This is a genomic window from Vulgatibacter sp., from assembly GCF_041687135.1.
Classification (GTDB): Bacteria; Myxococcota; Myxococcia; order Myxococcales; family Vulgatibacteraceae; genus JAWLCN01.
The window spans coordinates 161,546-186,666 of the sequence record NZ_JAWLCN010000007.1 but is presented as its reverse complement, the minus strand read 5'-3'; the positions used below and the strand labels follow the sequence as shown (position 1 = coordinate 186,666).

Below are 25,121 nucleotides of genomic sequence, written 5' to 3'. Positions count from 1 at the left end.
GTGAAGCCCATCGTGATTGCGACCCGCCGCAGCGCCCTGGCGCGCTGGCAGGCGGACCACATCGCCGACCGCATCCGCACGCTCACCGGCCGCGAGGTCGAGCTCCTGCTCATCGTCACCAAGGGCGACAAGATCCTCGACGTGCCGCTGGCGCAGGTCGGCGGCAAGGGGCTCTTCGTCAAGGAGATCGAAGAGGCGCTCCTCGACGGCCGCGCCGATCTCGCGGTGCACTCGCTCAAGGACGTGCCGACCCAGTTTCCGCCGGGGCTCGTCCTCGGCGCGATCACCGAGCGCGAGGATCCCCGCGACGCGATCTGCTCCCCGAAGTACGGCAACCTGGCGGCGCTGCCGCAGGGCGCGAGGGTGGGCACCTCGTCGCTGCGCAGGCAGGCGCAGCTCAAGGCGATCCGGCCGGACATCGAGCTGGTCAACGTGCGCGGCAACGTGCAGACGCGGCTCTCGAAGACCGAGAGCGAATGCGACGCGGTGGTGCTCGCCTACGCCGGCCTGAAGCGGCTGGGCCTGGGGGAGCAGGCCACCGAGATCCTCGACGTGGTCCGGTCGATCCCTGCGATCGGGCAGGGGGCGCTGGCGATCGAGATCCGCGAGAACGATCCGGAGATCGGGCCGATCGTGGCCCGGCTCGAGCACGCGGAGACCCGGGCCGCGGTGACCGCGGAGCGGGCGCTCTTGGCGCGGCTCGAGGGCGGCTGCCAGGTTCCCATCGCCGGCCACGCGGTGGTGCGCGACGGGCAGGTCCACCTCGACGGCCTCGTGGGCAGCCCCGACGGCAAGCAGATCCTCCGGGTGCAGCGGTCGGGCGCGGTCGCCGAGGCCGAGCTGATCGGCACCCAGGCGGCGGAGTCCCTGCTCAAGCAGGGGGCGCAGGCGATCCTCGATTCGCTGGTGGGCACGAAGGTCGGAGTGCCGCATTGAGCGGAGCCGGCGGGCTCGTCGCCATCACCAGGCCCGCGGAGCAGGCCGCCTCGCTTGCGGCGCTCCTCGAGGCGAAGGGGATCGGGAGCCTGGTGGTGCCGGCGATCCGGCGTGAGCCCCCTTCCTCCTGGGCGGGGCTCGATCGCGGGATCGCGCTCCTCGGCCGCGGCACCTACGCAGGCGTGCTCTTCACCTCGCCTGCTGCGGTGGAGGCCTTCTTCTCGCGGGGGCGTGTAACCGGGGAGCCGGTGATCGGCGCGGTGGGGCAGGGGACCGCAGCAGCGCTGGAGCGCCATGGCGTTCGGGCGGCGATCGTTCCCGACGAGGGGAACGGCAGCGGTCTCGCCGGGGCGCTGATCGATCGCTACGGCGCGCGGCTCCACGGGATGCGCTTCCTCCAGCCTCGGGCCGCAGGCGGTCGGGAGGAGCTCTCGAGGGAGCTCCTCGCAGCAGGGGCCGCGGTGGACGTGGTGGACGCCTACCGCACGGTGCTCGCCTCGGCGGCGGAGCTCGATCCGTTGCGACGCGCTCTCGAGGCTGGGAGCGTCGGCGCGGTGATCTACGCGAGCCCGTCGGCGGTGCGCGCGGTGGCGGAGGCGATCGGCTCCCCCGGCGAGGTGCCGGCGGTGGCGATCGGCGGCACCACCGCCGTGGCGCTGCAGGCCTGGGGCGCGCGGGAGGTCGTGGTGGCGGAGCGGCCCGACGACGAGGCGCTCGCCGCTGCTGCGGCGCTGGCGCTGCGGCGCAACGGATAGGCCTTCCCCGCAGGTGTGCTCCCGACCATGGGGGTGCACCGAACCGCACTATTTCGACGTGGCAGCAAGACGGTATCCCGCCGCCCGCATGGCGCGTTCGCGCGCCGGGAGGGATGCCGCCAGATGCGCCACGCCACCACGATCCTCGCAACCGCCGCCGTTCTCGGTCTCGCCACCCCAGCCCTCGCCGCGGCGCCGCCGCCGAAGGGGCAGGCGGCCCGGAAGCAGCGCAGCCGCGCCGCATCGGCGCCCGCACCAGCGCCCGCTCCGGCGGCGACGCCGGCTCCGGCGAAGCAGGCGGCGCCGAAGCCCGCAGCGGAGAAGGCCGCGCCGAAGGCGCAGGCCGTCCCCGCAGCGGCGGTGGCCGCGCCTGCCGCCGCTTCCACCGATCGCCGCCTGCCCGGCAACGGCACCGCCGACACCGTGCTTCCCGAGCGCGAGCTCAACGGCCACTACTTCCTGGCGATCCCTCGCCTCGCCTCGCCCTTCATCACCAGCCACGTCGGCAGCTTCACCACTGCCGGCACCGCTGACTTCGACGACGTGGTGATGCCGGAGGAACTCGGCGGCGGCACCCTGGACCTGCCCTTCCTCGCGCTTGCGCAGAGCTTCGAGCTGCAGATCGGCATCCTCGATCGCGTTGCCGTGCGCGTCGGCGCAGACGGTACCGCGGCCCTCCCGCGTGACGAGGAGTCGGCGATCCTCATCGCGGCCATCGGCGGCTTCTCGACGACAGCGGGCGCCACTGTGAAGGCGATCGAGACGCAGTACTTCCAGGTGGCCGGCTCGTTCGACTACACGTACGGCTACAACCTGACCGCGTTCCCACTCGGACTCCTCGCTGGTCTGCCCGAGATCGATCCGGCCAATATGTTCGAGGACGTCACCTCGGACACCTACTCCTTCGGCGTGCAGGGGGCGTTCGCACCGCACGAGCTGATCGGTTTGGTCCTCGATCTCCAGTGGGACGCCGAGAACGACTCCGAGGGCACGAACGATGCCTTCTTCCGGTTCGGCGGGGGGATCAGCCTGAACTTCGAGTCGGTCGGCGTGCCGATCGGTCTGGTCGGGTCCTACGTCGAGCGGATCGCCGTCGACGACGAGAACGACACGGAAACCGACCGGGTCCTCGGGGGTGGCTTCTACTACACGGGCCGCCGCTATCTCGACGTCGGCCTGGTGATCCAGCACGAGATCCTCGAGGGCGAAACGGCCGACCTGTACACGCTCGCGGGTACGACCGTTCTCCGTGCGTATTTCTGATCCCGCACCGAGGCCCGAAACGAAGAACGCCGCGGCGCCCGAAGGCCCGCGGCGTCTTCACGTCTCGAGGGGCAGGGCGATCAGCCCTCGTCCCCCTCCTCGAGATCGGGATCGATCGGCGCGGCGCCGATGCAGTGGTAGCCGCCGTCGACGTGGACCACCTCGCCGCTCGTGGCGGGGAAGAAGTCCGAGAGCAGCGCCACGCAGGTGCGGGCCACCGCGTCGTGGCGGGCGCGGCTGTCCCAGCCCATCGGCGCCTGCTTGGCCCAGCGCTTCTCCAGCGTCTTGAAGCCGGGGATCCCCTTGGCGGCGACGGTGACCAGCGGCCCTGCAGCCACCGAGTTCACCCGGATCTGCTGCTTGCCCAGATCGCGGGCGAGGTAGCGGACCACCGAGTCGAGGGCCGCCTTGCAGACGCCCATCCAGTCGTAGGTCGGCCAGGCCTGGGTGGTGTTGTCGAAGTCGAGGGTGATGATCCCGGCGCCGGGCTTCATGATCGGCGCCAGCGCAGCGGAGAGCTCCTTGAGGGAGAAGGCGCTGATCCGGAAGGCGGTGGAGACGCTCTCCCACGGCGTGTTGAGGAAGTTGCCGCCGAGCGCGTCCTCGGGGGCGAAGCCGATGGCGTGGACGATGCCGTCGAACGTGCCCCACTTCTTCTCGAGCGAGGCCCGGAGCGCGGTGAAGTGCTCCGGGTTGGTGACGTCGAGCTCGAGGACCTCGGGCGCCGGCTCGAGGCGCCGGGCGCTGCGCTCGGTGAGCGACATCGCCCGGCCGAAGCCGGTGAGGACGATCTCGGCGCCCTGCTTCTGCGCCAGCTCGGCGATGTAGAACGCGATCGACTGGGGCGTCAGGACGCCGGTGATGAGGATCTTCTTGCCCTGAAGAAGCACGCGCTCTCCTCCCGTAGGGAACTTTTGCGCGGTGCTATATCAGAATCGGGCCTGCAAGAGCAGGTTGAATCCGAGCTGATCGAAGTCGTTGTAGACCCGGACGTTCTGGTTGCCGCCGGGGTTGCCGACGATGGTCGAGCGGTTCTGGTCGTAGGTGTAGTAGACCTCGCCGGCTGCCTGCATCGAGTCCGAGAGGTCCATGCGCGCGCTGCCCTTCACCGAGTAGATGGGCCGCGCCTCCTCGCCGGGCGGCAGGATCTCGCGGAAACCCTCGTCCCGGACCACCACCGTGCGCCGGCCCTGGAGCGTGGGCGGCGGGTTGCTGCCCAGCTCGAGGCCGGTGGTCACCGCCGCGGGCATCTGCACGCCGGCGACGAGGCCCGGGGTGAGGCGCAGGGACTCGATGAAGTAGTCGCCGCCCACCGCCACGAAGAACTCGGGATCGATCTCGGCGTCCTCCGGCAGGTTCCGGTAGGGCTCGAGCGAGGGGACGTTGAAGAGCACGTACTCCAGCGAGCGGTAGGACGCGGTGAAGTGGAGGCGCGTCTTGTCGATCTTGAACTTCGCCTGCAGATCGCCGGCGGTCGCCTCCTGGCGCCTGGTGCTGCCGAATTCGTCGGCGTCCTGGAGGTTCTGGGTGAGGTAGGTGGCCTCCGCCGAGAGGATGTAGGAGAAGCCGCCCGGGTAGATCTCCGGCTGGAAGAAGCGCTGGTAGACCTCGGGATCGTTCTTGTAGAGGCGGAAGTCGATCGAGGTGCCGATGGGGATGCCCACGTGCCAGCTGAGCTGGGTGGAGACGCCGCCTGCGGTCACCTCGTCCCCCTCGACGTAGGGGTTGGTGCCGCGCTGGAAGAGGCCGCCGCCCGCCTCCCAGCGGAGGTTCTGGGTGATGTCCCAGCCCGCGCCTGCGAGGCCGCCGTAGTTGGTCTCCCGCTCCCCGGTCTCGTCGTCGCCGAGGAGCGTGGCCTTGGCGCCGACGAAGACGTAGACCGGGCCGCGGGTGAGCTGGAGCTTGAAGCCGGAGTTGGGCACGTCGCCCGGCGCCCGGATGAAGATCCGGTTCCCCGCCCAGGAGAGGCGGTAGGAGTAGCCGAGGCGGAAGCGGTCGGCGGAGATCGGGAAGCCGGTGAAGGAGAGCCCTTCGTACTGGCCCCAGCCGGCGGGCCGGTAGGTGAGGCGCACGTAGCTCGACGCGTCCTGGAAGCGGATGCTGTCCGGACCAGCCACCAGGAGGTTGAGCGCCAGCGCCGCCTCGGTGATCAGGTTCTTGAGGTGACTCTCGTCGCGCTTGTAGAGCACCAGGTTCGAGAGGGTCTCGAAGCCCGTGAACTTGGTGTCGTAGTTGTCGAAGAAGAGCGTCGAGTTGCGGTTCGCCGAGAAGCGGGCTGCGGGGGACGAGGGGATGGTCTCGCCGGCGCCGTGGAGCACGTCCTCGTCGGAGAAGACGAAGGTGAGGCGGGTGTCGACGAAATCACCGGCGAAGGCGGTCGCGGGCGGAGCGATCAGGGCCGCGCACACGACGGCGCCTGCCATACGGCTGAACGAAAACACGATGGAGTACCCCTCCCCCCGGAGTCAGGTCACGTAGATCAGGCAATCACTCGCAGAGCTGCAGCCCAGCGGGGCAGCGGCTCTCGTCCACACAGCAGAGATCCGGCTCGTTGCGCTCGTCGGGGATCCGGGCCTGCACCACCCAGCGCGGGCGGGCCGCACGAACCTGGACGAGGTTGCCGCGGGCGCGGAGGACCGAGCCGAGGTTCTCCTCCAGCTCCGGATCGAATGCGGGAAAGGCGTCGCGGGTGCTCAGGTTGATGCGGGGACCGAGCACCCCGTCCTCGACGATGCGGACGATGTACTGGCCGTAGCCGTGGTAGCTCGTCACCTCGGCGCAGATCTTCCCGGTGGCGTCGAAGGCCTTGTCCGCGTGGCTCGCCTCGAAGGGCGAGTCCGGCGAGGGGAAGGCCCGTGAGGTCTGGCAGGCCACGTTGCAGGCGCACTCCGCGTCGTTCGGATCGAGGCAGCCGAAGACGTTGCCGTCCTGGACGAAAGAAGAGACCTGCCCGTCGCCGTCGAAGTCGCAGCGGGCCCAGAGCTCCGGCGTCTTCACCTCGGGGATCCGGACCAGCGCCGACTCGAGGGACTCCATCTGGAAGTTGGAGGCGGAGTAGCCGCAGCTCTCGAGGCTGATCCCGCTGCCCGAGCCGCCGGTGCAGATCGCCGTGCCGATCACCGGCGCGTTCTGCTCGAGCTCGCCGAGGCGCGCCAGCTCGAGGGTGCGCTGCGCAGCGCGGACCGCCTCCACGTCGTCCCCTGCCACGAGCGGACACGAGGAGATCCGGTAGGTGGGGAAGGTGAGCTGGGTGTTGCCCGAGAATTCCTGGATCGTCCCTTCGAGGGCGTGGAGCCTGTCGCCGACCTCGAGCCCCTCGGGGAAGTTGAAGTTGAAGACGAAGATGTGGCCGTAGTTCCCTGGCAGCACGCCGTCCGCCGGCTCGGTGAGGTCGGTGGCGTAGAAGCCGGTGGCGGTGGTGGCGGTGACGATCACGTCGCGCTTGCCGGCGCCGGGCGCCGCCAGCTCGCAGGGATCTTCGGGCTGGTCGCGGTCCGCGAAGACGAAGCCGTCACGGTGCATGCTGACGAAGTCGCCGCGGGGGCTGCCACGGGTGAAGAACGAGGTGTTGTTGTCGCCCTGCGGCGGGATGGCATTGATGTCGGCGAGGGTCGGCTCGTCGTAGTGGAGCGTCGGGGTGACGCCCACGGCGAAGCTCGCGCCCCAGGCCTTGTCGTCGATCACCCAGAGCCGCGTCTCGGAGTGGGCGCCGAGGATCTGCACGTCGGTCTCGGCGCGGCCGTCGACGAATTCGATCGGGAAGACGTTCGGCACGGTGACGCCGGGGGTGACCTTCACCCGAGCCTTGCCGTTCCAGGCGTAGGGCTTGCCGTCGGTCGCCCAGGCCTGCGCCCGGATCCGCATCGTCGTGATCCCGCGGCTCACCGGCAGCGGTTCCTCGGCGCTGCCTGCAGCCGCCGGATCGGCGAGCTCCACCGAGAACGAGCTCAGGCCGGGAACGACGTCGACGTACTCGTCGACGCAGCCCGCCAGGAGGAGGGCGGCGCAGGCGCCGAGGCCACGGAGGAGGGGGGACTTCACGGCAGCCTCCGGGCGATGCGGTTGTCCTCGACGCCGGTGACGATGGGCACGAGCATCGGGTCCTCGCAGAAGCGGACGAGGTCGGTGGTGACGTAGCCGCAGGTGGCGGTGCGGTGGGCCTCGTCGGCTGCGAGCACGTCGTTGCACATGCACTTGCCTGCGTCGATCCGCGGCGCGTCCTCGGAGAGGAGGCGGGCGTCGCGCTCCGCAGGCGGCAGCGACGCGGTCGCCTGCACCATGCCGGCGAAGCGCTCCGCGGTCTGGCAGTAGGCGACGGCGAGGGGATCGACCACGCGCTCCTCCCGCTCGAGCACGACGTTGGCCGGGCAGCGGTCGAAGGCGTCGTCCGCCAGCAGCTCCTCGCACGAGCAGTAGGTCTGCTGCATGTAGGCGATGAGGGCGTCGCGGAGGGAGATGCCGGTCTCGATCCGGGTGGTGTTGCGCTCGAGGACGGTGAAGCCCGAGCCACCCTTGGCGATGTAGTCGTTGACCGCGACCTTGTAGGTCGAGTCGGGAACGATCGCCTCGCCGCCCAGGCGGATCTCCTCCGCCTTGCCCTCCGCGCAATTCATCGTGAAGGTGATGCCGGCGATCATCGCCTGCGACTGGCAGCCGCGCCCCGCGGAACGGTCGGCCACGAAGTCGAACATCTCCTGGATCTCCGAGCCCGACAGGTACATCAGGTTGATCGTGTTCTCGAAGGGGAAGACGTTGAACATCGACTCGATGGTGATCGGGCCCTGGTAGAGCGAGTCGCGGATGCCCAGCGTGTTGGTCAGGGCGAACTCCGCCTCGACGCCGCGGCGGACGCGCATCGACTCGGCGGTCATGTTGCCGAGGGGCGAGTCGGCGCCTGCCGACGAGGAGCGCCGGAGGATCTCGCGGGGCGCGTAGGCGAAGATGCGCTGCAGATCGAAGCGCTGATCGAGATCCCAGATGTACTCCTCGAGGAGCTCCAGGGTCTGCGTGTGTTCCTGCTGCTCGCAGCTCGAGCGCTCGCGCTGGACGTAGGCTGCGGCGTCGTCCCAGTTGGCGTCGGGCTGGAGCTCCGCCACCGTGCGGTGGTCCTTGCACCAGACCGCGTCCACCGGGAAGGCGTAGTAGTCGTGGGCGACGATCTCGGCGCCGCGCCAGCGCTGCTCCGGGGTCTGCTCCTCCGGCGGCACGTCGGGCATCCTGACCACGAGGTCGAGGCGGCCGAGGTATTTGGCGAAGGCGCCGGAGTGGAAGATGACGACCTTCCTGCCGTCGGTGTCGACCACCGTCTGCGGCGGGTTGGTCACCACGTGGAGGTGGCCGCCGGCGACGAAGTCGAGGTTCTTGACGCCGGGGACGTGCACCACCACCTGGCCCTCTTTCAGCCGCCAGTTCCGGGTGCGCTCTTCGTCGATGATCCACGGATCGTGTTTGCGCTCGAGCATCGGGCGGACCTTCTCGAGGTCGTAGACCGCGTGGTAGCCCTCGATGATCTCCTTGTCCTCCTCGAGGCCGAGGTGGGAGACGATGCCGACGAGATCGACCATCGGCGCGAGCAGCTCCACGTAGCTCCGCACCGTCTCGTTCTGCTCGAGGGGCGTGACCTGGAGGCTGTTGCCCTCCTCGCCGATCGAGTTGAGCGAGGAGATGTTGGCCATGCCGATCACCGCCACGCGCAGGCCGTTGGCGTTGATGATCGTGTAGGGCTGGGAGAGGCGGCCGAGCTCGGTGAAGCGGGGGTCGCGCCAGTCGTACCAGTCGTAGTTCGCGGCGAGGAGCGGGTAGCGGCCCCAGTTGGCGTACTGCTCGGAGAAGTTCCGGACGCCCGCGTCGAACTCGTGGTTGCCCACGACGACCGCGTCGGCCTTCATCCGCGAGAGCCAGCGGACTTCGACCTCGCCGTTGTAGGCGTTGAAGATCGGGGCGCCCTGGAAGCAGTCGCCGGAGTCGAGGTGGATCACGCGCTGGGACGCAGCGCGCTCCCGCTCGATCAGCGCGCCCAGCCGCGAGATCCCGCCGTAGGGAGCGGCGTCCGCCCGCAGCCCGAGATCCACGTCCGTCTTCGAGGGACGGAAGTCGTAGGGGAGCAGCCGGCTGTGGATGTCGCTCGTGTGGAGGATGGTGAGCGGAATCTCCCGCCCCCACAGTTCCGGCTGCTCGGTCGTGATGGTGTTGCAGCCCGTGGCGCCCGCCGCCACCGCGAGGGCGGCGGCGAGGGCGAGGGCCGGCTTACTGCGCTGCGACAAGGTCGGAATCTCCGCGCGGGTGCAGGCGGTAGGTCCCCGAGAAGTCATCGAGGATGCCGGTCACCGACGACAGCTGCTGGTTCAGGGTGAGCGAGAGCCCGGTGTGGAAGAGCTTGCCGATGTAGATCTCGTCGCTGGTGTCCGCGTCGACGGTCGCCTGGGCCTTGAAGAACGAGCTGCCGCTGGCGTCCGAGACCGTGACGTTGCTCACGCGGACGAGGCAGTTTTCGTAATCCTCGGCGAGCACGTTGCCCGCGGCGATCTCGGTGGCGGTGACCTCGGCGACCTGGACCGTCCCCGTGCCCGCGCTCTCGAGACGAACCTCGGTGAGGAAGATCTCGGAGAGGGTGCGCGAGCCGGCGGGGGCGCTGCTCGAGACGTACTCGGTGTACTCGCCGACCAGGGTGACCACGTCGCCGACCGCGAGGGCGGGGGCGGAGACCGCGCTCGGCTTGTAGGCGTAGATGCCGCTGAACGCGCCGCCCGCCGACTCGGCCACGTAGAAGGAGCCGTTCGAGCGCAGCGCCGTCACGACCACGTTGCGAACCTCGACGTCGGTGCCCGAGGCAGGGTGGTTGGCGTCGCCCTCGTCCTGCAGCTCGTAGATGGTGGCGACCACCGGGCCGGCGCTGCCGGGGTGCGAGCCGTCGGCCAGGGTGATGTCCTCGTTGCCGCGGGGCTGGAGCCGGAAGGCGCCGTAGGAGTAGTCGAGCACGCCGGCGATCGCCTGGAACCCGTCGCCCACCGTGCCGTCGTAGTCGTGGCCGATGAGGGTGCCGACCACCACGCCACCTGTGCCGCCCGCGGCCTGGACGCGAAAGTCGCCGCGGTCGCTGCCGTCGGTGCCGAGGACCGGATCCTGGGTGTTCTCGACGCCGCGCACCTCGACGAGCACGCCCTCGAGCTCCTCGGCGCGGTTGCCGCCGGCGATCTGGTCGGGGGTGACGACCACGGGCGCGGGTACGACGCCGTCGCCGGTGACGGTCACCGCGGAGACGGTGATCTCGGAGAGGTCGTTGAACTCGACGTAGACGCCCTCGACGTCGACCAGCTTGCCCACCGTGGGCAGCTGCACGGTGCTGCCGTTCGGCCGGTAGACGTAGATGCCGGCGAAGGAGGTGGCAGCGGTGTCCTGGATCCAGAAGCCGCGGCTGCCCACGGCGGTGACCACGGCGTCCTCGACCCGCACGGTGCTGTTCACCGCGGGGTGGCCTGCGGCGTCGACGTCCTGGATCTGCGGGATGGTGACCAGCGAGGCCGGGGGCGGCTCGGGGTGGCTGCCGTCGTCGAAGGTGATGTCGGCGTTGCCGCGGGTCTCGAGGCGGGCCTCGTCGAAGGAGAAGTCCATGATGCCGACGAGGGCGTCGAAGCGGTCGCCGACCTCACCCTCGTAGTCGTCCGGCCAGATGTGGCCGACGACCACGCCCTCGGTGCCGCCGAAGGGGCCGACGCGGAAGTCGCCGCGGTCGGAGCCGTCGGTGCCGAGCACCGGATCCTGGACGTTGGCCACGTCGCGGACCTCGACCAGCACACCCTCGTAGGCCTCGAAGTCCGGGCCGCCGGTGGCGACGCGGACTGCGTCCACCACCGCAGGGGCGGGGAGGGTGCCGGTGCCGGTGGTCTCGATGGTGGTGGCCTGGAGCTGGGTCTTGGTGAAGTACTCGAAGACCTTGCCGTCCACCGTGACCAGCGAGCCGACGGTGGGAGCGACGAGGCCCGAGCCGTTGGGGATGCGGACGTAGATGCCGGCGAACTTCGGATCGCCCGAGGTCTCCTGGACGAAGAAGCCGGAGGTGGAGGCGCCGGTGACCACCACGTCCTCGACCGTGGCGCCGATGTCGGTGCCGGCGAAGGTGGCGGAGCTCTCGTCCTGCAGGTCGCGGATCGAGACCACGCCGACGTGGGGCACCGAGGGGTGGGTGCCGTCCTCGAAGGTGATGTCGTCGTTGCCGCGGGCCTGGAGGACGAACTCGGAGAAGGTGTAGTCGAGGACGCCGACGATGGAGCGGAAGCGGTCGCCCACGGTCCCGTCGTAGTCGTTGTCGAAGGCGTGGCCGACGACGACGCCGTTCTCGACCGAGCCGCCGGCGATGGGGGCGACGCGGAAGTCGCCGCGGTCGGTGCCGTCCGAGCCGTTGACCGGATCCTCCACGTTCTGGACGTCGCTCACCTGGACGAGCACGCCCTCCCACTGCTCCGCGTCGGCGGAGCCGGTGCGGATGGCGGCGGTCTCGACCACCACCGGCGCCGGGACGGTGGCGGTGCCGGTGACCTCGACGGTCGCCTCGTCGATCTGGGCGTTGTTGTAGTACTCGGTGTAGGTGCCGCTCAGGGTCACCTTGCTGCCCACGGCGGGGGCGGTAACTGCGGCGGGCAGGCGCACCTGGATCCCCGACCACGGGCCACCGGCCTGCGCCTGCACCCAGATCCTGCTGCCGGCATTGGCGGTGACGATCACGTCCTTGACCGTCACCGTCGCGGGCGGGTGGGGGTAGGCGGGGTCTGCCGGGTTCTGGAGCTGGTAGACGGTCTTCTCGCCTGCGTCGCGGAGGCCTGGGTGGGTTCCGTCGGTGAAGGTGATGTCCTCGGCAAAGCGCGGCTCGAGGCGCGACTCCTCGTAGGCGTAGTCGAGCACGCCGACCACCGAGGTGAAGGTGTCGCCGGGCACGCGCACGTAGCCGGTGCGCATCAGCGTGCCGACGAGGACGCCGCCTTCGGTCCGGCCCTGGGTGTTGATCCGGAAGTTGCCGCGATCCTGGCCCTGGTCGTCGAGGACGGCGGCGTCGGTGGAGATGGCGTCGTCCACCTGGACGAGCACGCCCTCCCAGGCCTCCTGCTCCGCGCCGCCGGTGGCGATCGCCTCGGGATCGACGACCGCAGGGGCGGGCAGGGTGCCGGTGCCCTTGTTGTCCAGGGTGAGCACCTCGATCTGGGTGCGCTCGTAGTACTCGTCCAGGGTGCCGGCCAGCTTCACGACGTCGCCGACGGCGGGGACGTCCTTGACCACGTGCTGCCCGTCGCTGCCGTTGCGGACGAAGATGCCGGAGTACGGGCCGCCCGCCTGCTCCTGCACGAAGAAGTGCTGGGGGGCGTAGCTGCCGTCCGGCTGGCGCCGCTCGACCACCGCGGTGACCACCACGTCGTCGAGCACCACCTGCGTGTTGAGCGCGGGCTGCTTCTCGGGGTCCTGGAGGTCGTAGATCCGGGTCTCGCCGAAGGGAGAGCCGCCGGTGCCACCGGTGCCGCCACCGGTCCCGCCGGTGCCGCCCTGGGTGGTGCGCTTTTCCGAGCAGCCGACGGAGGCCACAGCGAGGGCAAGGGCTCCGACGAGGAGCGGGAGACGAGCCAGACGCATCGAGAACCTCCGGACGGGGGCGACACGCAGTGTCGACCAGCCGATAGTGCTGTCGCACGCTCGTGCAACAGGTGCACGCCGGGTGCGGGTCGGCGCGGTGAATAGCGCCGGGTGGCGCAGGGTGTCAAGGAGCCGACCTTTGGCCCGCCGGAGCCCGTCGGGAGGGCGTTGCAGCCCATTCCAGGCAGGCATGCGGTGGCCCAGCGACCCCTGGCGCAACGCGGCGCGTCGCCCCTTTTCCTTTGACTGGACGACAGGGAGACCCTATCTCTCGCGCGATTTTTTACCGGGAGGAGGTCCCACGGTGGCGAACCCCAGGTACGGGCTCGCGGAAAAGCTCGATCGCGACACCCTGATCGAGATGTATCGGCAGATGTACTTGCTGCGGCGCTTCGAGGAGCGCTCGGCCCAGCAGTACGGCCTGCAGAAGATCGGCGGCTTCTGCCACCTCTACATCGGCCAGGAGGCCGTTGCGGTCGGCACCGAGGCAGCGCTCAACGATGACGACTACGTCATCACCGCCTACCGCGATCACGGCCAGATCCTGGCCCGCGGCACGCCCCCGGGGCCGGTCATGGCCGAGCTCTTCGGCAAGGCGACGGGTGTGGCCGGCGGCAAGGGCGGATCGATGCATCTCTTCGATATCCCCCGCCATTTCTACGGCGGCTGGGGCATCGTCGGCGCGCAGATCCCGCTGGCACTCGGCACCGCCTTCGCGTCCCACTACCGGGACGACAAGCGCGTGACCGTCTGCTACTTCGGCGAGGCGGCGGTGAACCAGGGCGCCTTCCACGAGGCGCTCAACATGGCGGCGCTCTGGAAGGTCCCCGCGATCTTCATCTGCGAGAACAACCGCTACGGCATGGGCACGCCGATCAAGGTCTCCTCCGCGGAGGTCGAGGTCTGGAAGCGCGGCTCCGCCCACAACATCCCCGGCGAGCCGGTCGACGGCATGGACGCGCTGGCGATGTACGACGCGGTGAAGCGCGCCGCGGATCGCGCCAGGGCCGGTGAGGGTCCGACGCTCCTCGAGGCCCGCACCTACCGGTTCCGCGGCCACTCGATGTCGGATCCGGCGGTCTACCGCACCCGCGACGAGGTCGAGACCGAGCGCAAGAACGACCCGATCCCGAAGCTCCGCGACTACATGACGAAGAAGAAGCTGGCGAAGGACGCCGACTTCACCGCCATCGAGGAGCAGGTGGAGAAGGACGTGGACGGGTCGGTGAAGTTCGCCGACGAGTCGCCGTGGCCGGAGCCCTCCCAGCTCTACGCCGACATCTACGTGGATCCGATCCGCCGCGGGGAGAGCAAGTGATGCGTGAGCTCACCTTCCGTGAAGCCCTGAACGAGGCCCTCGACGAGGAACTCGGCCGCGACGGCGACGTCTTCCTCATGGGTGAGGAAGTCGGCGCCTACAACGGCGCCTACAAGGTGTCGAAGGGCCTGCTCGACAAATACGGCTCGAAGCGGGTGATCGACTCGCCGATCTCCGAGCTCGGCTTCGCCGGCCTCGGCGTGGGTGCGGCGATGGCCGGCCTGCGGCCGATCATCGAGGTGATGACCTGGAACTTCGCGATCCTCGCGATGGACCAGATCGTCAACACCGCGGCGAAGATGCGCTACATGAGCGCCGGCGCCCTCAAGTGCCCGATCGTCTTCCGCGGCCCGAACGGCGCGGCGCACTCGCTGGCTGCGCAGCACTCGCAGTTCTTCGAGGCGCAGTACGCCTACTTCCCGGGCCTCAAGGTGATCGTGCCCGGCACCCCCGCCGACGCGAAGGGGCTCCTCAAGAGCGCCATCCGCGACGACGACCCGGTCTGCTTCATGGAAAGCGAGACCATGTACGCGTGGAAGGGCATGGTGCCCGACGGCGAGTACACCATCCCGATCGGCGTGGGCGACATCAAGCGCGAGGGCAGCCACTGCACCGTCGTCGCCTGGGGCCGTGCCCTCAAACTGGCGATGGACGGCGCCGAGGAGCTGGCGAAGCAGGGCATCGAGGTGGAGGTCGTCGACCCCCGCACGATCCGGCCGCTCGACGAGGAGATCATCGTCAACTCGGTGCGCAAGACCGGCAGCTGCGTGATCGTCGAGGAGGGTTGGCCCTACTTCAACGTGGGCTCCACCATCTCCGACATCGTGCAGCGCGCCTGCTTCGACGTCCTCGACGCACCGGTGATGCGCGTCACCGGCGGTGACGTGCCGATGCCCTATTCGATGGCCCTCGAGAAGCTGGCCCGGCCGGACGCCTCGAGCGTGGTCGAGACCGTGAAGCTCACCCTCAACGTGCGGTAGGGGTAGTCCGTGGCAAGCGCGATCCAGATGCCGAAGCTCTCGGACACCATGACCGAGGGCACCATCCAGAAGTGGCTGGTCAAGGAGGGTGACACCGTCCGGGCGGGCGATCCCATCGCCGAGGTGGAGACCGACAAGGCCACCCTGGAGATGGAGGCCTACGAGGCCGGCACCATCCTCAAGATCCTGAGCGCCGACGGCGCCTCCGCAGCGGTGGGCTCGGTCATCGCCGTGGTCGGCAAGGCCGGCGAGGATTGGCAGGCTGCTGCCGGTGGCGCCGCTGCGCCGAAGGCGGCGCCCGCGCCGGCTCCTGCTGCTGCGCCCGCTCCCGCTGCTGCACCTGCGGCTGCTCCTGCGGCTGCCGGGGCAGGCGGCAAGGCCACCGCGGTGCAGATGCCCAAGCTCTCGGACACCATGACCGAGGGCACCATCCAGAAGTGGCTGGTCAAGGAAGGCGACAAGGTCCGCACCGGCGATCCGATCGCCGAGGTGGAGACCGACAAGGCCACGCTGGAGATGGAGGCCTACGAGGGCGGCACCATCCTCAAGATCCTCGTCGGCGACGGCGCTGCTGCGCCGGTCGGCGGCGTGATCGCGGTGATCGGTGAGCCGGGCGCCAACTGGCAGGCGGTCGCCGGCGGCGCAGCTCCTGCTGCACCTGCCGCCGCTGCGCCGGCTCCCGCTCCCGCTCCCGCAGCGGACAAGGGCGAGAAGGTGCAGTGGAAGCCTTCGAAGCCTGCAGCAGGCGCCATCCAGCCTGCAGCAGCCGAGTACCGCAAGCGCAGCGCCCCCGGCGAGATCCCCGGCATCACCTTCGGCTGGGGCCACACCATGGCGCCGCCGGTGCCGAAGGCCGGCCGCACCGCCAGCGGTGAGAAGGTCCGCGCCTCCCCGGTCGCCCGGAAGATGGCGGCGGAGATGGGCGTCGATCTCACCACGCTCCAGGGCACCGGCCCCGGCGGGCGGATCACCCGCGAGGACGTGCAGCAGGCGAGCCGTGCCCCGGCCAGTGCCGCCGCTGCTGCCGCACCGGCAGCTGCCCCTGCGGTCGCCGCAGCGGCGCAGACCCAGCCGATGTCGCAGATGCGCAAGGCGATCGCGCGCAACCTCCAGCAGGCCAAGCGCGACATCCCGCACTTCTACCTGACCATGGACGTCGACATGGCGCAGGCGGTGAAGTTCCGGGCGGAGGCCAAGGCCGCCGAGGTGCAGTTCTCGATCAACGACCTGATCCTCAAGGCGGTGGCGATGGGCGTGCGGGAGTTCCCGCGGGTCCACGCCCAGCTCGTCGACGAGAACACCCTGTCGATCCCGGCGGAGGTGAACCTCGGTGTGGCGGTGGCCCTCGAGGACGGTCTCATCACGCCGGTGCTCCGCAGCGCCGACCGGATGAGCCTCGGCGAGATGAACCGCCAGGTCCGCGAGCTGGCGACGAAGGCCCGCGACAAGAAGCTCAAGCCGGACGAGTACCAGGGCGGCACGATCACCGTGTCGAACCTCGGCATGTTCGACATCGAGCACTTCTATGCCATCGTCAACCCGCCCCAGGCCTCCATCGTCTCGGTGGGCAAGGTCCGCGAGGAGCCGGTGGTGGAGAAGGGCCAGATCGTCGTCGGCCACCGGATGCGGATCGGCTACTCGGGTGATCACCGCATCGTCGACGGCGCCGTGGGCGCGCAGTTCCTCCAGGCCGTGAAGCGCGCCCTGGAGAACCCGATGCGGATGCTGGTGGGCTGATCCCCAGAGCCAGATTGCAGCTCGAAGGCCGTCTCCACCACCGCGTGGGGGCGGCCTTCTTCTCTTCGGGGGATGCATCCTGCCCGCGGCGACACAGCTTGGCGTCGTGGACCCGCAAGGCAAGGAGCCCTTCCGCCATGTACGCAGGCGTCACCCGCTACCACTTCCTCCCCGAGCGGATGAACGACGCGAAGCGCGTCTTCCACGACGAGGGGCTTGGCCCCAAGCAGCAGCTCGACGGCTACCTGGGCTGCCTCTTCCTCGGCGATCCGGAGACCGGCAGCGCCCTCGCCGTCGACTTCTGGCTCGAGGAGGAATGCGCCCGTCGCTTCCAGGGCAACGGCGGCCTCGGGCGCCTGGTGGCGGCGCTGCAGCCCTTCTTCTCCACCGCGGCGGATCGCCCCGTCGGCTACGAGGTCCTCCTCGCCGATCGGGTGGGCTGGCTCCGGGAGGAGGAACTCGGCGGCGGCGAAGTACCCATCGGCTGACGTTTCGGCGGCTTTCCACAGGTGCGGGGCAGGGGGGCGCACTACCGGCCGCCGTGCGGGCCGTCGTACGATCCCGTCCATGGACAACAGCACCCTTCGTCCCCTCGTCGCGGATCGCGTCTGGATCGCGGAGCGCCCCTTGCGCTTCTACGGCGTGCCGATGGGCACCCGGATGACGGTCGTTCGCCTCCGCAGCGGCGACCTCTGGGTCCACTCGCCGGTGGAGCCGGACGATCTGCTGGTGGAGGCGCTGCAGCAGCTCGGGCCGGTGAGGTGGGTGGTGGCGCCGAGCAAGCTGCACCACCTCTACGCCGGCGCCTTCCGCCAGCGCTTCCCCGGTTCGCAGCTCTTCGTCTCGCCAGGGCTGCCGAAGAAGCGGCCCGACCTGCAGCCCGCCACCGTCCTCGGCGACGAGGCGCCGGCGGGCTGGCTCGGCGAGATCGATCAGCAGGTGGTCCACGGCCACCGCTACCTCGACGAGGTCGCCTTCTTCCACCGCGACACGCGCACGCTCGTCCTCGCCGACTTGATGGAATCGGCCCACCGCGACTCTTCGTGGGAGATGCGGATGGTGGGGCGGGCCTTCGGCCTCTACGAGAAGCCCGGGCCGCCCCTCGACATGAAGCTCACCTTCACCCGCGAGGCGCGGCCCTCGATCGCGCGGATCGCCGGCTGGGATTTCGACCGCGTGGTCCTCGCCCACGGCCACCTGATCGAGACCGGCGGCAAGGCGATCTTCGAGCAGGCCTACCGCTTCCTCCTCGGCGACGAGGCGGAGGGCGGCACCCGGGTCGCCTGATCCTCTCCCGCTACCGGTCCGCGGCGTGGAGCGCCGCGCCGTACCAGGAGGCCTCGCGATCCCGCTGCGCCGCGAGCTTGGTGCGGGCCAGCGCCAGCGTGCGCGCGTCCGCCTCGGCGCCGAAGGTCGCGGCGATCTCCGCCTCGGTGAGGCCGGCCGCAGCCTTCCGGGCCACGTCCGCGATGAGCGCGGAGAGCATTTTGTCGAAGGGCCTGCCCTCGGGCGACGCCGCGGCGAAGAGATCCTCCTGCAGGTAGAGCGAGCGGATCTCCCGGGTGGCGAGGAGGAGCTCCACCGGATCGGCGCGGAGCCGCTCGAAGGCATCCACCGCCAGGGCGAGGAAGGCGTCGCTGCGCAGGAGCGCCGCGGTGCCCTCGCCGGCGTAGAGCCCGACGAACTCCGCCGGGAGGAGCACCGGCTGCCGGGGGGTGGTCCAGATCGGCGAGGGGAACTCCACCGGGCCGCCGGCGCCGCCGCGGCGCTCGGCCTTCGCGTAGGCGGCGAGGTTCTCCTCGACGATCGCCCGGGCCGCTGCGAAGAGCTCCTCGCGGTGGGGCTCGAGGAGCGCAGCCGGCGGTCCGCCGAGCTGCGTGGCGAGGTAGGCGGCGGAGCGCTCGAGGGCGCCGACGTACCAGCGCTCGCGCTCGGCGCCATCGGAGAGCTGTGCCAGGAGTGCCCAGGCGAGGTGGTTCTGCGCGTTGGCCTCCTCGAGCGATTCCTCGCTCCCGGCCTCGAGGGGATCGCCTGGGAGGAGCCGGACCGCGGCGAGGGCGAGCGTGCGTGCGGCGGCAGCGTCGCCGCCCTCCCAGGCCAGGTGCGCGCGGGCGAAGGCGGCGGTGGCCATCGCCTTCTTCGGGCGGACGCTGGCGCCGGTGGGCGGCACGTCGACCACGAGGAGCGCATTGCCCGAGGCGCTCACCAGCTGGACCCGGGCGCTGGCCCTGCCGAGGCGCAGGTCGACGATGGCGCCGGGGCGGGGCGGCTCGCCTGCAGGGAGGGCCTGGAGCGTCGCCTCGAGGACCGCCCTGCCGAGGGTGACGTCCTCGGGCAGCACGCCCTCCACCGCCACCTCGGGCTCGAGCCCCTCGGTGACGACGCGGAAGCGCTCGGTGCCGCGCAGGGCGCGGGTCTCGATCGGCGGCAGGTCCCGCTGCGTGGTGGCGACGGAGGAGGAGCTGGTGGCGCAGCCAGCAGCGAGGGCGGCGAAGACGAGGGAGAGGCAGAAACGGCGCATCGGGAGGCAAGCCTACCCGGATGGAGAGCGATGGCCAACGTCCGCAGCAGGCGAAGAGGCAGGCGCACCCCCGGTGGGCGGCTTGTTGATGGCGGGTACCACCCATAGATGGGGGCAATGTCCCAGACACGAATCGAGCAGGACCCGCTCGGCGCGATCGAGGTCCCCGGCGCCGCCTATTGGGGCGCCCAGACCGCCAGGGCGGTGGCCAACTTCCCCATCTCCGGCCACGGCCCCCATCCCGCCCTGGTCCGCGCCACCGTGCAGCTCAAGAAGGCGGCGGCCCTCGCCCACAGGGACGGGGGCCACCTCGACGCGACCATCGCCGACGCCATCGTCCGGGCCTGCGACGAGATCCTCGGCGGCGCGCTCCTCGACCAGTTCGTGGTCGATCCCTACCAGGCGGGCGCCGGCACCTCGCACCACATGAACACCAACGAGGTGATCGCGAGCCGCGCCAGCGAGATCCTCGGCGGGGCGCGCACGCCCGGCGACAGGGTCCACCCCAACGACCACGTCAACAAGGCGCAGTCGACCAACGACGTCTTCCCCACCGCGCTGCGGCTGGCGGTGCTCGAGCAGGCGCAGCCGCTCCTCGCTGCGATGGGAGGCCTCGCCGAATCGATCGAGGGGAAGGCGCAGGAATTCCACCACGTGGTGAAAAGCGGGCGCACCCACCTGCAGGACGCAGCGCCGATCCGCCTCGGGCGGGAGGTCGGCGCCTGGGCGGAGAACGTGCGGCGCCACGTGGCGCGGATCGGCGCCGCCGCGGCGGAATGCGCCGAGCTCGGGATCGGCGGCACCGCGGCGGGAACGGGGCTCACCGCGGCGGAGGGCTACCGCGAGAAGGTGGTGGAGCACCTCGCCCGGATCAGCGGGCTGCCCCTGCGATCGGCGCCGGATCTCTACGAGGCGATGCAATCGCTCCGTCCCGCGCAGGCGCTCTCCTCGTCGATCCGCGACTTCGCCCTCGATCTCTACCGGATCTCCTCGGACGTCCGTCTCCTCGCCTCGGGGCCGAGCACCGGCATCGGCGAGCTCCTCCTGCCTGCGGTGCAGCCCGGCTCCTCGATCATGCCGGGCAAGGTGAACCCCTCGATCGCGGAGATGGTGGGGCAGGTCTGCGCCCGGGTGATCGGCTGTGACGCCACCGTGGCCTGGGCCACCGCCTCCGGGCAGCTCGAGCTCAACGTCTTCTTTCCGGTGGCGGCCCACGCGCTGCTCGAGGCGGAGACGATCCTCGCCAACGCGGTGGGGGTCTTCGATCACAAATGCATCCAGGGGCTGCGGGCCGACGAGGCGCGCTGCGCCGACTACGCGCGGCGATCGCAGCAGCTCGTCCTCGCCCTCATGCCGAAGCTCGGCTACACGGCCGCCTCGGGGATCGCCAAGCGCGCCGTGGCGGAGGGGCGCACGATCGAGGCGCAGGTGGTCCACGAGGGGGTGATGCCTGCAGACGAGGCGGCGCGTCTCCTCGATCCGGCGAAGCTGGCTGGGGGCTGAAGATGCAGCACCACGATTTCGGCAGGGAGGTGCGGCGCCGCAGGGACCAGAGCCTCTACGTGACCCACTTCACCAAGGAGGTGGAGAGCGACGAGGGCAAGCTCTCCCCGGGGCAGGTGCTGCGCCGGATCCTCCGGCAGCGGCGGATCTACGCGAGGCCGGTGGGGGATCGCTGCGCGGGGCAGGGCCGAGACGCGGACGCGGTCTGTCTCACCGAGGCGCCGCTCCTCGGCCTCATCGTTCCCACCGCGCCCCGCAGCCCCGCCCACGGCATCGGCTTCGACAAGCGCTTCGTCTACGCGCAAGGGGGCATGCCGGTGATCTACCTGCGCCGCGATCTGCTCGACGAGGAGCACACGCCGCCGGTGGACCCGCGGCTCTATCCCTTCGTGAAGCCCTTCGAGGTGGAGGTCGAGAACCCGACCTACGAGCGGGAGTGGCGGGTGCCGCACGACCTCGCCTTCACCTTCGAGGAGGTCGCCTACCTCATCGTGCCGCGGGAGGAGCGGCGGCGCTTCCTCGAGGAGTTCCCGTCGGTGCCGCGGATCCTCGACTACGAGTTCCTGCTCGAGTCGATGTGAGCGCACGAGCAAGCGGCCGCGCATCGGCGGGACCGATTCCTCGGCTCGCGCTACGCGCGAGAGACGGTCCCTGCGTTTGCTCCGCCTTCGGCTTCGCGATCAATCCTCGCCGGTGTCGCGGCCGAAGCCCTTGAGCTTGCGCTGCAGCGTGCGGCGGTCGATGCCGAGGGCCTGCGCCACCCGGGTGACGTTGCCGCCCATCCGCTCGAAGGTGTCGAGGATGTGCTTCTTCTCGAGGTCGGCGAGGGTCGTCTCGTTGCCGCCGTCGGTGTCCACCGCAGCGGGCCGCGCCGCAGCCCGCGCCTCGGGGTGGTTGAAGATCGACGCGCCCACCGCCTCGCGGATGTCGGCGGCATCGAGGGCCTGGCCGCTGCAGAAGATCGCCGCGCGCTTGAGCACGTTGGCGAGCTCGCGGACGTTGCCCGGCCAGTCGTAGCGCTCCAGCTCGGCGACGGCGCTCTCGTCGAGGCTCACCGTGCGGCTGCCGCCACAGCAGCGCACCAGCAGGGTCTTCGCGATGGGCGCGAGGTCCTCCTTGCGCTGCCGGAGCGGGGGCACGCCCACCGAGAGCACGTGGAGCCGGTAGAAGAGATCCTCGCGGAAGCGGCCGCTGCGGACCTCCTCGGCGAGGTCGCGGTTGGTGGCGGCGATCACCCGCACGTCGACGGGCTCCTCGCGGGCGCCGCCCACCGGCCGCACGCTGCGGGTCTCCAGCGCACGCAGCAGCTTCGCCTGCGCGCCCTCGGGCAGCTCGCCCACCTCGTCGAGGAAGAGCGTGCCGCCGTTGGCCTCGCGGAAGAGGCCGAGGCGGTCCTGGGTGGCGCCGGTGAACGCGCCCTTCACGTAGCCGAAGAGCTCGGCGTCGAAGAGATCGCGGTGGGCCTGCGCGCAGTTGAAGGCGACAAAGGGCATCTTCGCGCGGTTGCTCGAGGCATGGAGCGCACGGGCGACGAGCTCCTTGCCGGTGCCGCTCTCGCCGGTGACGAGCACGGTCTCGTCGGTGGGGCCGGCGCGGCGGATCAGCTCGCGGACGCGCCCCAGCGCGGCGCTGTTGCCGGCGAGGCCGAGGTTGCCCGCCGCCTCCTCCTCGTGCGGATGGGCCACCGCGTCCTCGAGGAGCGGGAGCAGGCTCGGCGCATCCACCGGCTTCTGGACGAAGTTGACCGCGCCGAGGCGCAAAGCCTCCACCGCTGCGGGGATGGTGCCGTGGCCGGTGACCACGATCACCCGGGTGCGGCTGCCCTGGCTCTGGCGGAGGACCTCGAGGCCGTCGATGTCGCCGAGCTGGAGATCGAGCAGCGCCACGTCGCTCCTGCCGCTGCGGAGCGCGAGGATCGCGTCCATGCCGGTGGCGGCCTCCTCCACCGGAAAGCCGAGGCGGCCGAGGGCCTTGCTCATGGCGAGGCGAAAGGCGTTGTCGTCGTCTGCCACGAGGATGCGCGGATGGGTCACGAGGTGGTTCCTCCAGCGGGCAGGTCGAGCAGCGCCCGGGCGCCGCCGCCTGGCGCGTCGGCGAGATCCAGCGACCCGCCCGCTTCGCGGACGAGGCTGCGTGCGGTGTAGAGCCCGAGGCCGGTGCCCTTGCCCGGCGGCTTGGTCGTATAGAACGCCTCGAAGACGCGGTCACGCGTTCCGGGGGAGAGGCCGGGCCCGTCGTCGTCGACGAAGAGGCGCACCAGCCCGGGAGCAGCGGGCAGGACGCCGACGCGGACCTTGCCGGCGGGCTTGCCCTCGATCACGTCCGCGGCGTTTTGGAGCAGGTTGACGAAGACCTGCACCAGCGCGTCGTGGGCCATCGCCACCGAGAGGGCGGCGAGCTCCGGCGCCACCTCGAGGCGGGAGCGGGCGACGCCGGTGCCGAAGACCAGCGTCGCCGCCCGGCGGATGGCGTCGCCTGCGACGGTCGGTCCCTGGCTCGAGTTGCCGCTCAGCTGATCCCTGCCGCCGAGGAGCCCCTGGGTGATCTCCCTGCAGCGGCGCATCTCGTCGAGGATCACCAGCGCGCTCTCGTCCAGGTCGCGGGCGAGGGCCTCCGCCTCCGGCGGCGCGCCCTGCAGGGCGGCGCGCATGTCGGCGGCGAGGGTCTGGATGGTGGCGAGCGGCGTGTTGAGCTCGTGGGCCACCGCCTGCACCGTGCGACCGAGGGAGGCGAGGCGCTCGGCGAAGAGGAGCTTGCGCTCGGCGAGCACGTTCTCGGTGCGATCGAGGTGGAGTCGGAGCACCGGCGCGGGCCTGGCTTCGGAGAGGGGAAACGAGAGGAGCTCGATCACCCGCTCCCTTCCACCGCGATCCATCACCGCGAAGCGGCAGGTGCCGGTCCGTCCCTGCCGCGCCTCCTCCACCGGGCAGCCGCCGTTGATCGTCTCGCAGGTCTGCGAATCCCTGGGGCAATCGGTGCGGAAGTCCCGACGCTCGAGGAGGTGGCGGTTGCGGAAGGAGGGGGTGCCGTCGGGCTGGAGGATCTCGACGCCGACCTCGAGACGATCGAGGGCGGCGAGCAGGATTTCCGCGTCGCGCCGGAGCGCGCGCCGGGCGGCCTCCGCCTCGCGCCGGCGCAGCGAGAGCTCGGTCGCCGCGCGATCGGCGACCCAGGCCGAGGCGAGCAGGGTGACCACGAAGGCCAGCGACTGGAGCGGCGAGACCCAGCGGGGGTCCGGCGTGTAGCTCGAGAGGCGCAGGGGCTCGTAGAGATCGGCGAACGAGAGGAAGGCGGCGCAGAAGAGCGCCACCGCGCAGGCGAGCAGCCCCGAGCGCCTGCCGGAGAGCACGCTCACCAGGAGCACGTGGACGAAGAAGAGGGAGACGAAGGGGTTGTCCACGCCGCCGGTGGACCAGAGCACGAGGGTGAGGGCGCCGAAGTCGGGGAGGGCGTGGAGGAGGGGCTCGCCGACCTTCTCCGGATGGCGGCGCAGGCCCCAGAGGATCCAGCCGTTGAAGGCGACGCCTGCAGCGAGGGCGCCGAAGAGCACCGGGTGATCGATCTCGGTGATGCCGAGCCAGGGCGCGGCCACGGCGCCGGCGAGCACGCTCGCGAGCGCTGCCCAGCGCAGCCGGACCAGCCAGGCCATGCGTTCGGCCCGGGCCACGTGCAGGCTCTGCGGACGTTCGTCGCCGGCGATCGGCAGCGAAGCCGAAATCTCCAAGGCTACCTCCAGGGGAAGGAGAACCACCGAGGGATCCCCCGTTCATCCCTGTAGCCCCCGGGCACGCCTTCGTCCAGCAGCGGCCGGGCAGGCCACCTCCCCTCCAGGGTGTTCGCTCGTCGACAGGGTTCGTGTAGGGTTGCCCTCCTGTTCGTGTAGCGATCACACGACACGCGGGAGGTGGCAGATGGATACCGGCTTCTGGACCCGGCTGCACGGAAAGCTCCGGCACGCGGCGCTGGCCCTCGGCCCCGAGGCGATCGAGGCCCTGGCTGCAGACGCGAACCGGGCGCTCGAGCTCGGCTCGCTCGCCGAGCCGCCGAAGGGCGGCGCGAAGCGGACGGAGCGGCGCAACCGGGCGGTCCGGCGCGAGCGGAGCTGAATTCGCCAGACGGGAAAAGAAAAGGCCGCCCCGGTCGAAACCGAGGCGGCCTTCTCAAAACCGTCTCTCAGAAAAGACGAAGGGCCGGCCCATTTCTCACGGCCGGCCCTTCTTGGCATGTGGTGACCCGTACGGGAATCGAACCCATGTTTTCGGCGTGAGAGGCCGACGTCCTAACCGCTAGACGAACGGGCCACAAAGCCTCTCACTTAAAAAGCGAAGGGCCAGCTTCTCACAAGCTGGCCCTTCAAACGATTGGTGACCCGTACGGGAATCGAACCCATGTTTTCGGCGTGAGAGGCCGACGTCCTAACCGCTAGACGAACGGGCCATCACCAAGTCGCTGCATCGGCCTGACGATCCGATGCTGCCGAAGCGATCCGC

19 protein-coding genes and 2 tRNA genes are annotated in these 25,121 nt (G+C 70.6%); 11 read left to right on the top strand and 10 right to left on the bottom strand.

From position 1 onward, the window contains the following. The 3 genes from hemC to ACESMR_RS16770 all read left to right on the top strand — a co-directional run bounded on the left by hemC (position 1) and on the right by ACESMR_RS16770 (position 2,954). Positions 1-936 carry a hydroxymethylbilane synthase gene (gene hemC / locus ACESMR_RS16780; RefSeq protein ID WP_373048255.1) on the top strand — a complete coding sequence of 312 codons (936 nt, stop codon included), beginning with the start codon at positions 1-3 and terminating at the stop codon, positions 934-936. Continuing rightward, entirely contained in the window at positions 933-1,691 is a 759-nt protein-coding gene (locus ACESMR_RS16775; protein WP_373048254.1) for a uroporphyrinogen-III synthase, read from the top strand. The genes hemC and ACESMR_RS16775 overlap by 4 nt, the downstream gene beginning before the upstream one ends. 123 nt (positions 1,692-1,814) lie before the next feature. Beyond that, positions 1,815-2,954 carry a hypothetical protein gene (locus ACESMR_RS16770; protein WP_373048253.1) on the top strand — a complete coding sequence of 380 codons (1,140 nt, stop codon included), beginning with the start codon at positions 1,815-1,817 and terminating at the stop codon, positions 2,952-2,954. 80 nt (positions 2,955-3,034) lie between these two features. On the opposite strand, the gene fabI is transcribed toward ACESMR_RS16770, so the two are convergent. The 5 genes from fabI to ACESMR_RS16745 all read right to left on the bottom strand — a co-directional run bounded on the left by fabI (position 3,035) and on the right by ACESMR_RS16745 (position 12,572). Further along, complete coding sequence (gene fabI / locus ACESMR_RS16765) at positions 3,035-3,844, bottom strand: enoyl-ACP reductase FabI (protein WP_373048252.1); 810 nt, start codon at positions 3,842-3,844, stop codon at positions 3,035-3,037. A 39-nt stretch (positions 3,845-3,883) separates the two neighbouring features. Continuing rightward, positions 3,884-5,377, bottom strand: a complete 1,494-nt coding sequence (locus tag ACESMR_RS16760) for a hypothetical protein (protein WP_373048251.1) — start codon at positions 5,375-5,377, stop codon at positions 3,884-3,886. Positions 5,378-5,441: 64 nt separating this feature from the next. Beyond that, complete coding sequence (locus ACESMR_RS16755) at positions 5,442-6,995, bottom strand: hypothetical protein (RefSeq protein WP_373048250.1); 1,554 nt, start codon at positions 6,993-6,995, stop codon at positions 5,442-5,444. Next, positions 6,992-9,217 carry a bifunctional metallophosphatase/5'-nucleotidase gene (locus tag ACESMR_RS16750; RefSeq protein ID WP_373048249.1) on the bottom strand — a complete coding sequence of 742 codons (2,226 nt, stop codon included), beginning with the start codon at positions 9,215-9,217 and terminating at the stop codon, positions 6,992-6,994. The genes ACESMR_RS16755 and ACESMR_RS16750 overlap by 4 nt, the downstream gene beginning before the upstream one ends. Next, positions 9,201-12,572, bottom strand: a complete 3,372-nt coding sequence (locus tag ACESMR_RS16745) for a hypothetical protein (protein ID WP_373048248.1) — start codon at positions 12,570-12,572, stop codon at positions 9,201-9,203. The genes ACESMR_RS16750 and ACESMR_RS16745 overlap by 17 nt, the downstream gene beginning before the upstream one ends. Positions 12,573-12,876: 304 nt before the next feature. On the opposite strand from ACESMR_RS16745, the gene pdhA reads away from it, so the two are divergent. The 5 genes from pdhA to ACESMR_RS16720 all read left to right on the top strand — a co-directional run bounded on the left by pdhA (position 12,877) and on the right by ACESMR_RS16720 (position 17,894). Next, a complete protein-coding gene (gene pdhA, locus ACESMR_RS16740; RefSeq protein ID WP_373048247.1) occupies positions 12,877-13,890 on the top strand; it encodes a pyruvate dehydrogenase (acetyl-transferring) E1 component subunit alpha in 1,014 nt (337 codons plus the stop codon). Beyond that, positions 13,890-14,870: a pyruvate dehydrogenase complex E1 component subunit beta gene (locus ACESMR_RS16735; RefSeq protein WP_373048246.1), complete on the top strand. Its 981-nt coding sequence runs from the start codon at positions 13,890-13,892 to the stop codon at positions 14,868-14,870. The genes pdhA and ACESMR_RS16735 overlap by 1 nt, the downstream gene beginning before the upstream one ends. Before the next feature lie 9 nt (positions 14,871-14,879). Further along, positions 14,880-16,607 carry a 2-oxo acid dehydrogenase subunit E2 gene (locus ACESMR_RS16730; RefSeq protein WP_373048245.1) on the top strand — a complete coding sequence of 576 codons (1,728 nt, stop codon included), beginning with the start codon at positions 14,880-14,882 and terminating at the stop codon, positions 16,605-16,607. A gap of 137 nt (positions 16,608-16,744) precedes the next feature. Beyond that, complete coding sequence (locus ACESMR_RS16725) at positions 16,745-17,095, top strand: hypothetical protein (RefSeq protein WP_373048244.1); 351 nt, start codon at positions 16,745-16,747, stop codon at positions 17,093-17,095. 79 nt (positions 17,096-17,174) lie between these two features. Continuing rightward, on the top strand, positions 17,175-17,894 hold the full coding sequence (locus ACESMR_RS16720) for a DUF4336 domain-containing protein (RefSeq protein ID WP_373048243.1): 720 nt from the start codon (positions 17,175-17,177) through the stop codon (positions 17,892-17,894). A 10-nt stretch (positions 17,895-17,904) separates the two neighbouring features. Here ACESMR_RS16720 and ACESMR_RS16715 read toward each other — a convergent pair whose 3' ends face one another. Further along, positions 17,905-19,128: a hypothetical protein gene (locus ACESMR_RS16715; RefSeq protein WP_373048242.1), complete on the bottom strand. Its 1,224-nt coding sequence runs from the start codon at positions 19,126-19,128 to the stop codon at positions 17,905-17,907. A 117-nt stretch (positions 19,129-19,245) separates the two neighbouring features. On the opposite strand from ACESMR_RS16715, the gene ACESMR_RS16710 reads away from it, so the two are divergent. After that, complete coding sequence (locus ACESMR_RS16710; protein ID WP_373048241.1) at positions 19,246-20,631, top strand: aspartate ammonia-lyase; 1,386 nt, start codon at positions 19,246-19,248, stop codon at positions 20,629-20,631. A 2-nt stretch (positions 20,632-20,633) separates the two neighbouring features. Continuing rightward, positions 20,634-21,212 (top strand): hypothetical protein, encoded by a 579-nt coding sequence (locus tag ACESMR_RS16705; RefSeq protein ID WP_373048240.1) that lies wholly within the window; start codon positions 20,634-20,636, stop codon positions 21,210-21,212. A gap of 99 nt (positions 21,213-21,311) precedes the next feature. Here the strand turns inward: ACESMR_RS16705 and ACESMR_RS16700 are convergent, their stop codons facing one another. Both ACESMR_RS16700 and ACESMR_RS16695 read right to left on the bottom strand, forming a co-directional pair. Further along, entirely contained in the window at positions 21,312-22,664 is a 1,353-nt protein-coding gene (locus ACESMR_RS16700) for a sigma-54-dependent transcriptional regulator (RefSeq protein WP_373048239.1), read from the bottom strand. Then, positions 22,661-24,355, bottom strand: coding sequence for a sensor histidine kinase (locus ACESMR_RS16695; protein ID WP_373048238.1), 1,695 nt, complete (start codon positions 24,353-24,355; stop codon positions 22,661-22,663). The genes ACESMR_RS16700 and ACESMR_RS16695 overlap by 4 nt, the downstream gene beginning before the upstream one ends. 187 nt (positions 24,356-24,542) lie before the next feature. On the opposite strand from ACESMR_RS16695, the gene ACESMR_RS16690 reads away from it, so the two are divergent. After that, complete coding sequence (locus tag ACESMR_RS16690; RefSeq protein WP_373048237.1) at positions 24,543-24,737, top strand: hypothetical protein; 195 nt, start codon at positions 24,543-24,545, stop codon at positions 24,735-24,737. Positions 24,738-24,857: 120 nt separating this feature from the next. Here the strand turns inward: ACESMR_RS16690 and ACESMR_RS16685 are convergent. Continuing rightward, positions 24,858-24,932: transfer RNA gene (locus ACESMR_RS16685), tRNA-Glu, on the bottom strand. 61 nt (positions 24,933-24,993) lie between these two features. Then, positions 24,994-25,068, bottom strand: a tRNA-Glu gene (locus ACESMR_RS16680). Between the last annotated feature and the right edge of the window lie 53 nt (positions 25,069-25,121).

Excerpts from the sequence above, each read along its gene's own strand:
- ACESMR_RS16770 (WP_373048253.1), top strand. The coding sequence starts at position 1,815 with ATGCGCCACGCCACCACGATCCTCGCAACCGCCGCCGTTCTCGGTCTC.
- ACESMR_RS16760 (WP_373048251.1), bottom strand. The coding sequence starts at position 5,377 with ATGGCAGGCGCCGTCGTGTGCGCGGCCCTGATCGCTCCGCCCGCGACC.
- ACESMR_RS16745 (WP_373048248.1), bottom strand. The coding sequence starts at position 12,572 with ATGCGTCTGGCTCGTCTCCCGCTCCTCGTCGGAGCCCTTGCCCTCGCT.
- ACESMR_RS16735 (WP_373048246.1), top strand. The coding sequence starts at position 13,890 with ATGCGTGAGCTCACCTTCCGTGAAGCCCTGAACGAGGCCCTCGACGAG.
- ACESMR_RS16725 (WP_373048244.1), top strand. The coding sequence starts at position 16,745 with ATGTACGCAGGCGTCACCCGCTACCACTTCCTCCCCGAGCGGATGAAC.
- ACESMR_RS16720 (WP_373048243.1), top strand. The coding sequence starts at position 17,175 with ATGGACAACAGCACCCTTCGTCCCCTCGTCGCGGATCGCGTCTGGATC.
- ACESMR_RS16715 (WP_373048242.1), bottom strand. The coding sequence starts at position 19,128 with ATGCGCCGTTTCTGCCTCTCCCTCGTCTTCGCCGCCCTCGCTGCTGGC.
- ACESMR_RS16710 (WP_373048241.1), top strand. The coding sequence starts at position 19,246 with ATGTCCCAGACACGAATCGAGCAGGACCCGCTCGGCGCGATCGAGGTC.
- ACESMR_RS16705 (WP_373048240.1), top strand. The coding sequence starts at position 20,634 with ATGCAGCACCACGATTTCGGCAGGGAGGTGCGGCGCCGCAGGGACCAG.
- ACESMR_RS16690 (WP_373048237.1), top strand. The coding sequence starts at position 24,543 with ATGGATACCGGCTTCTGGACCCGGCTGCACGGAAAGCTCCGGCACGCG.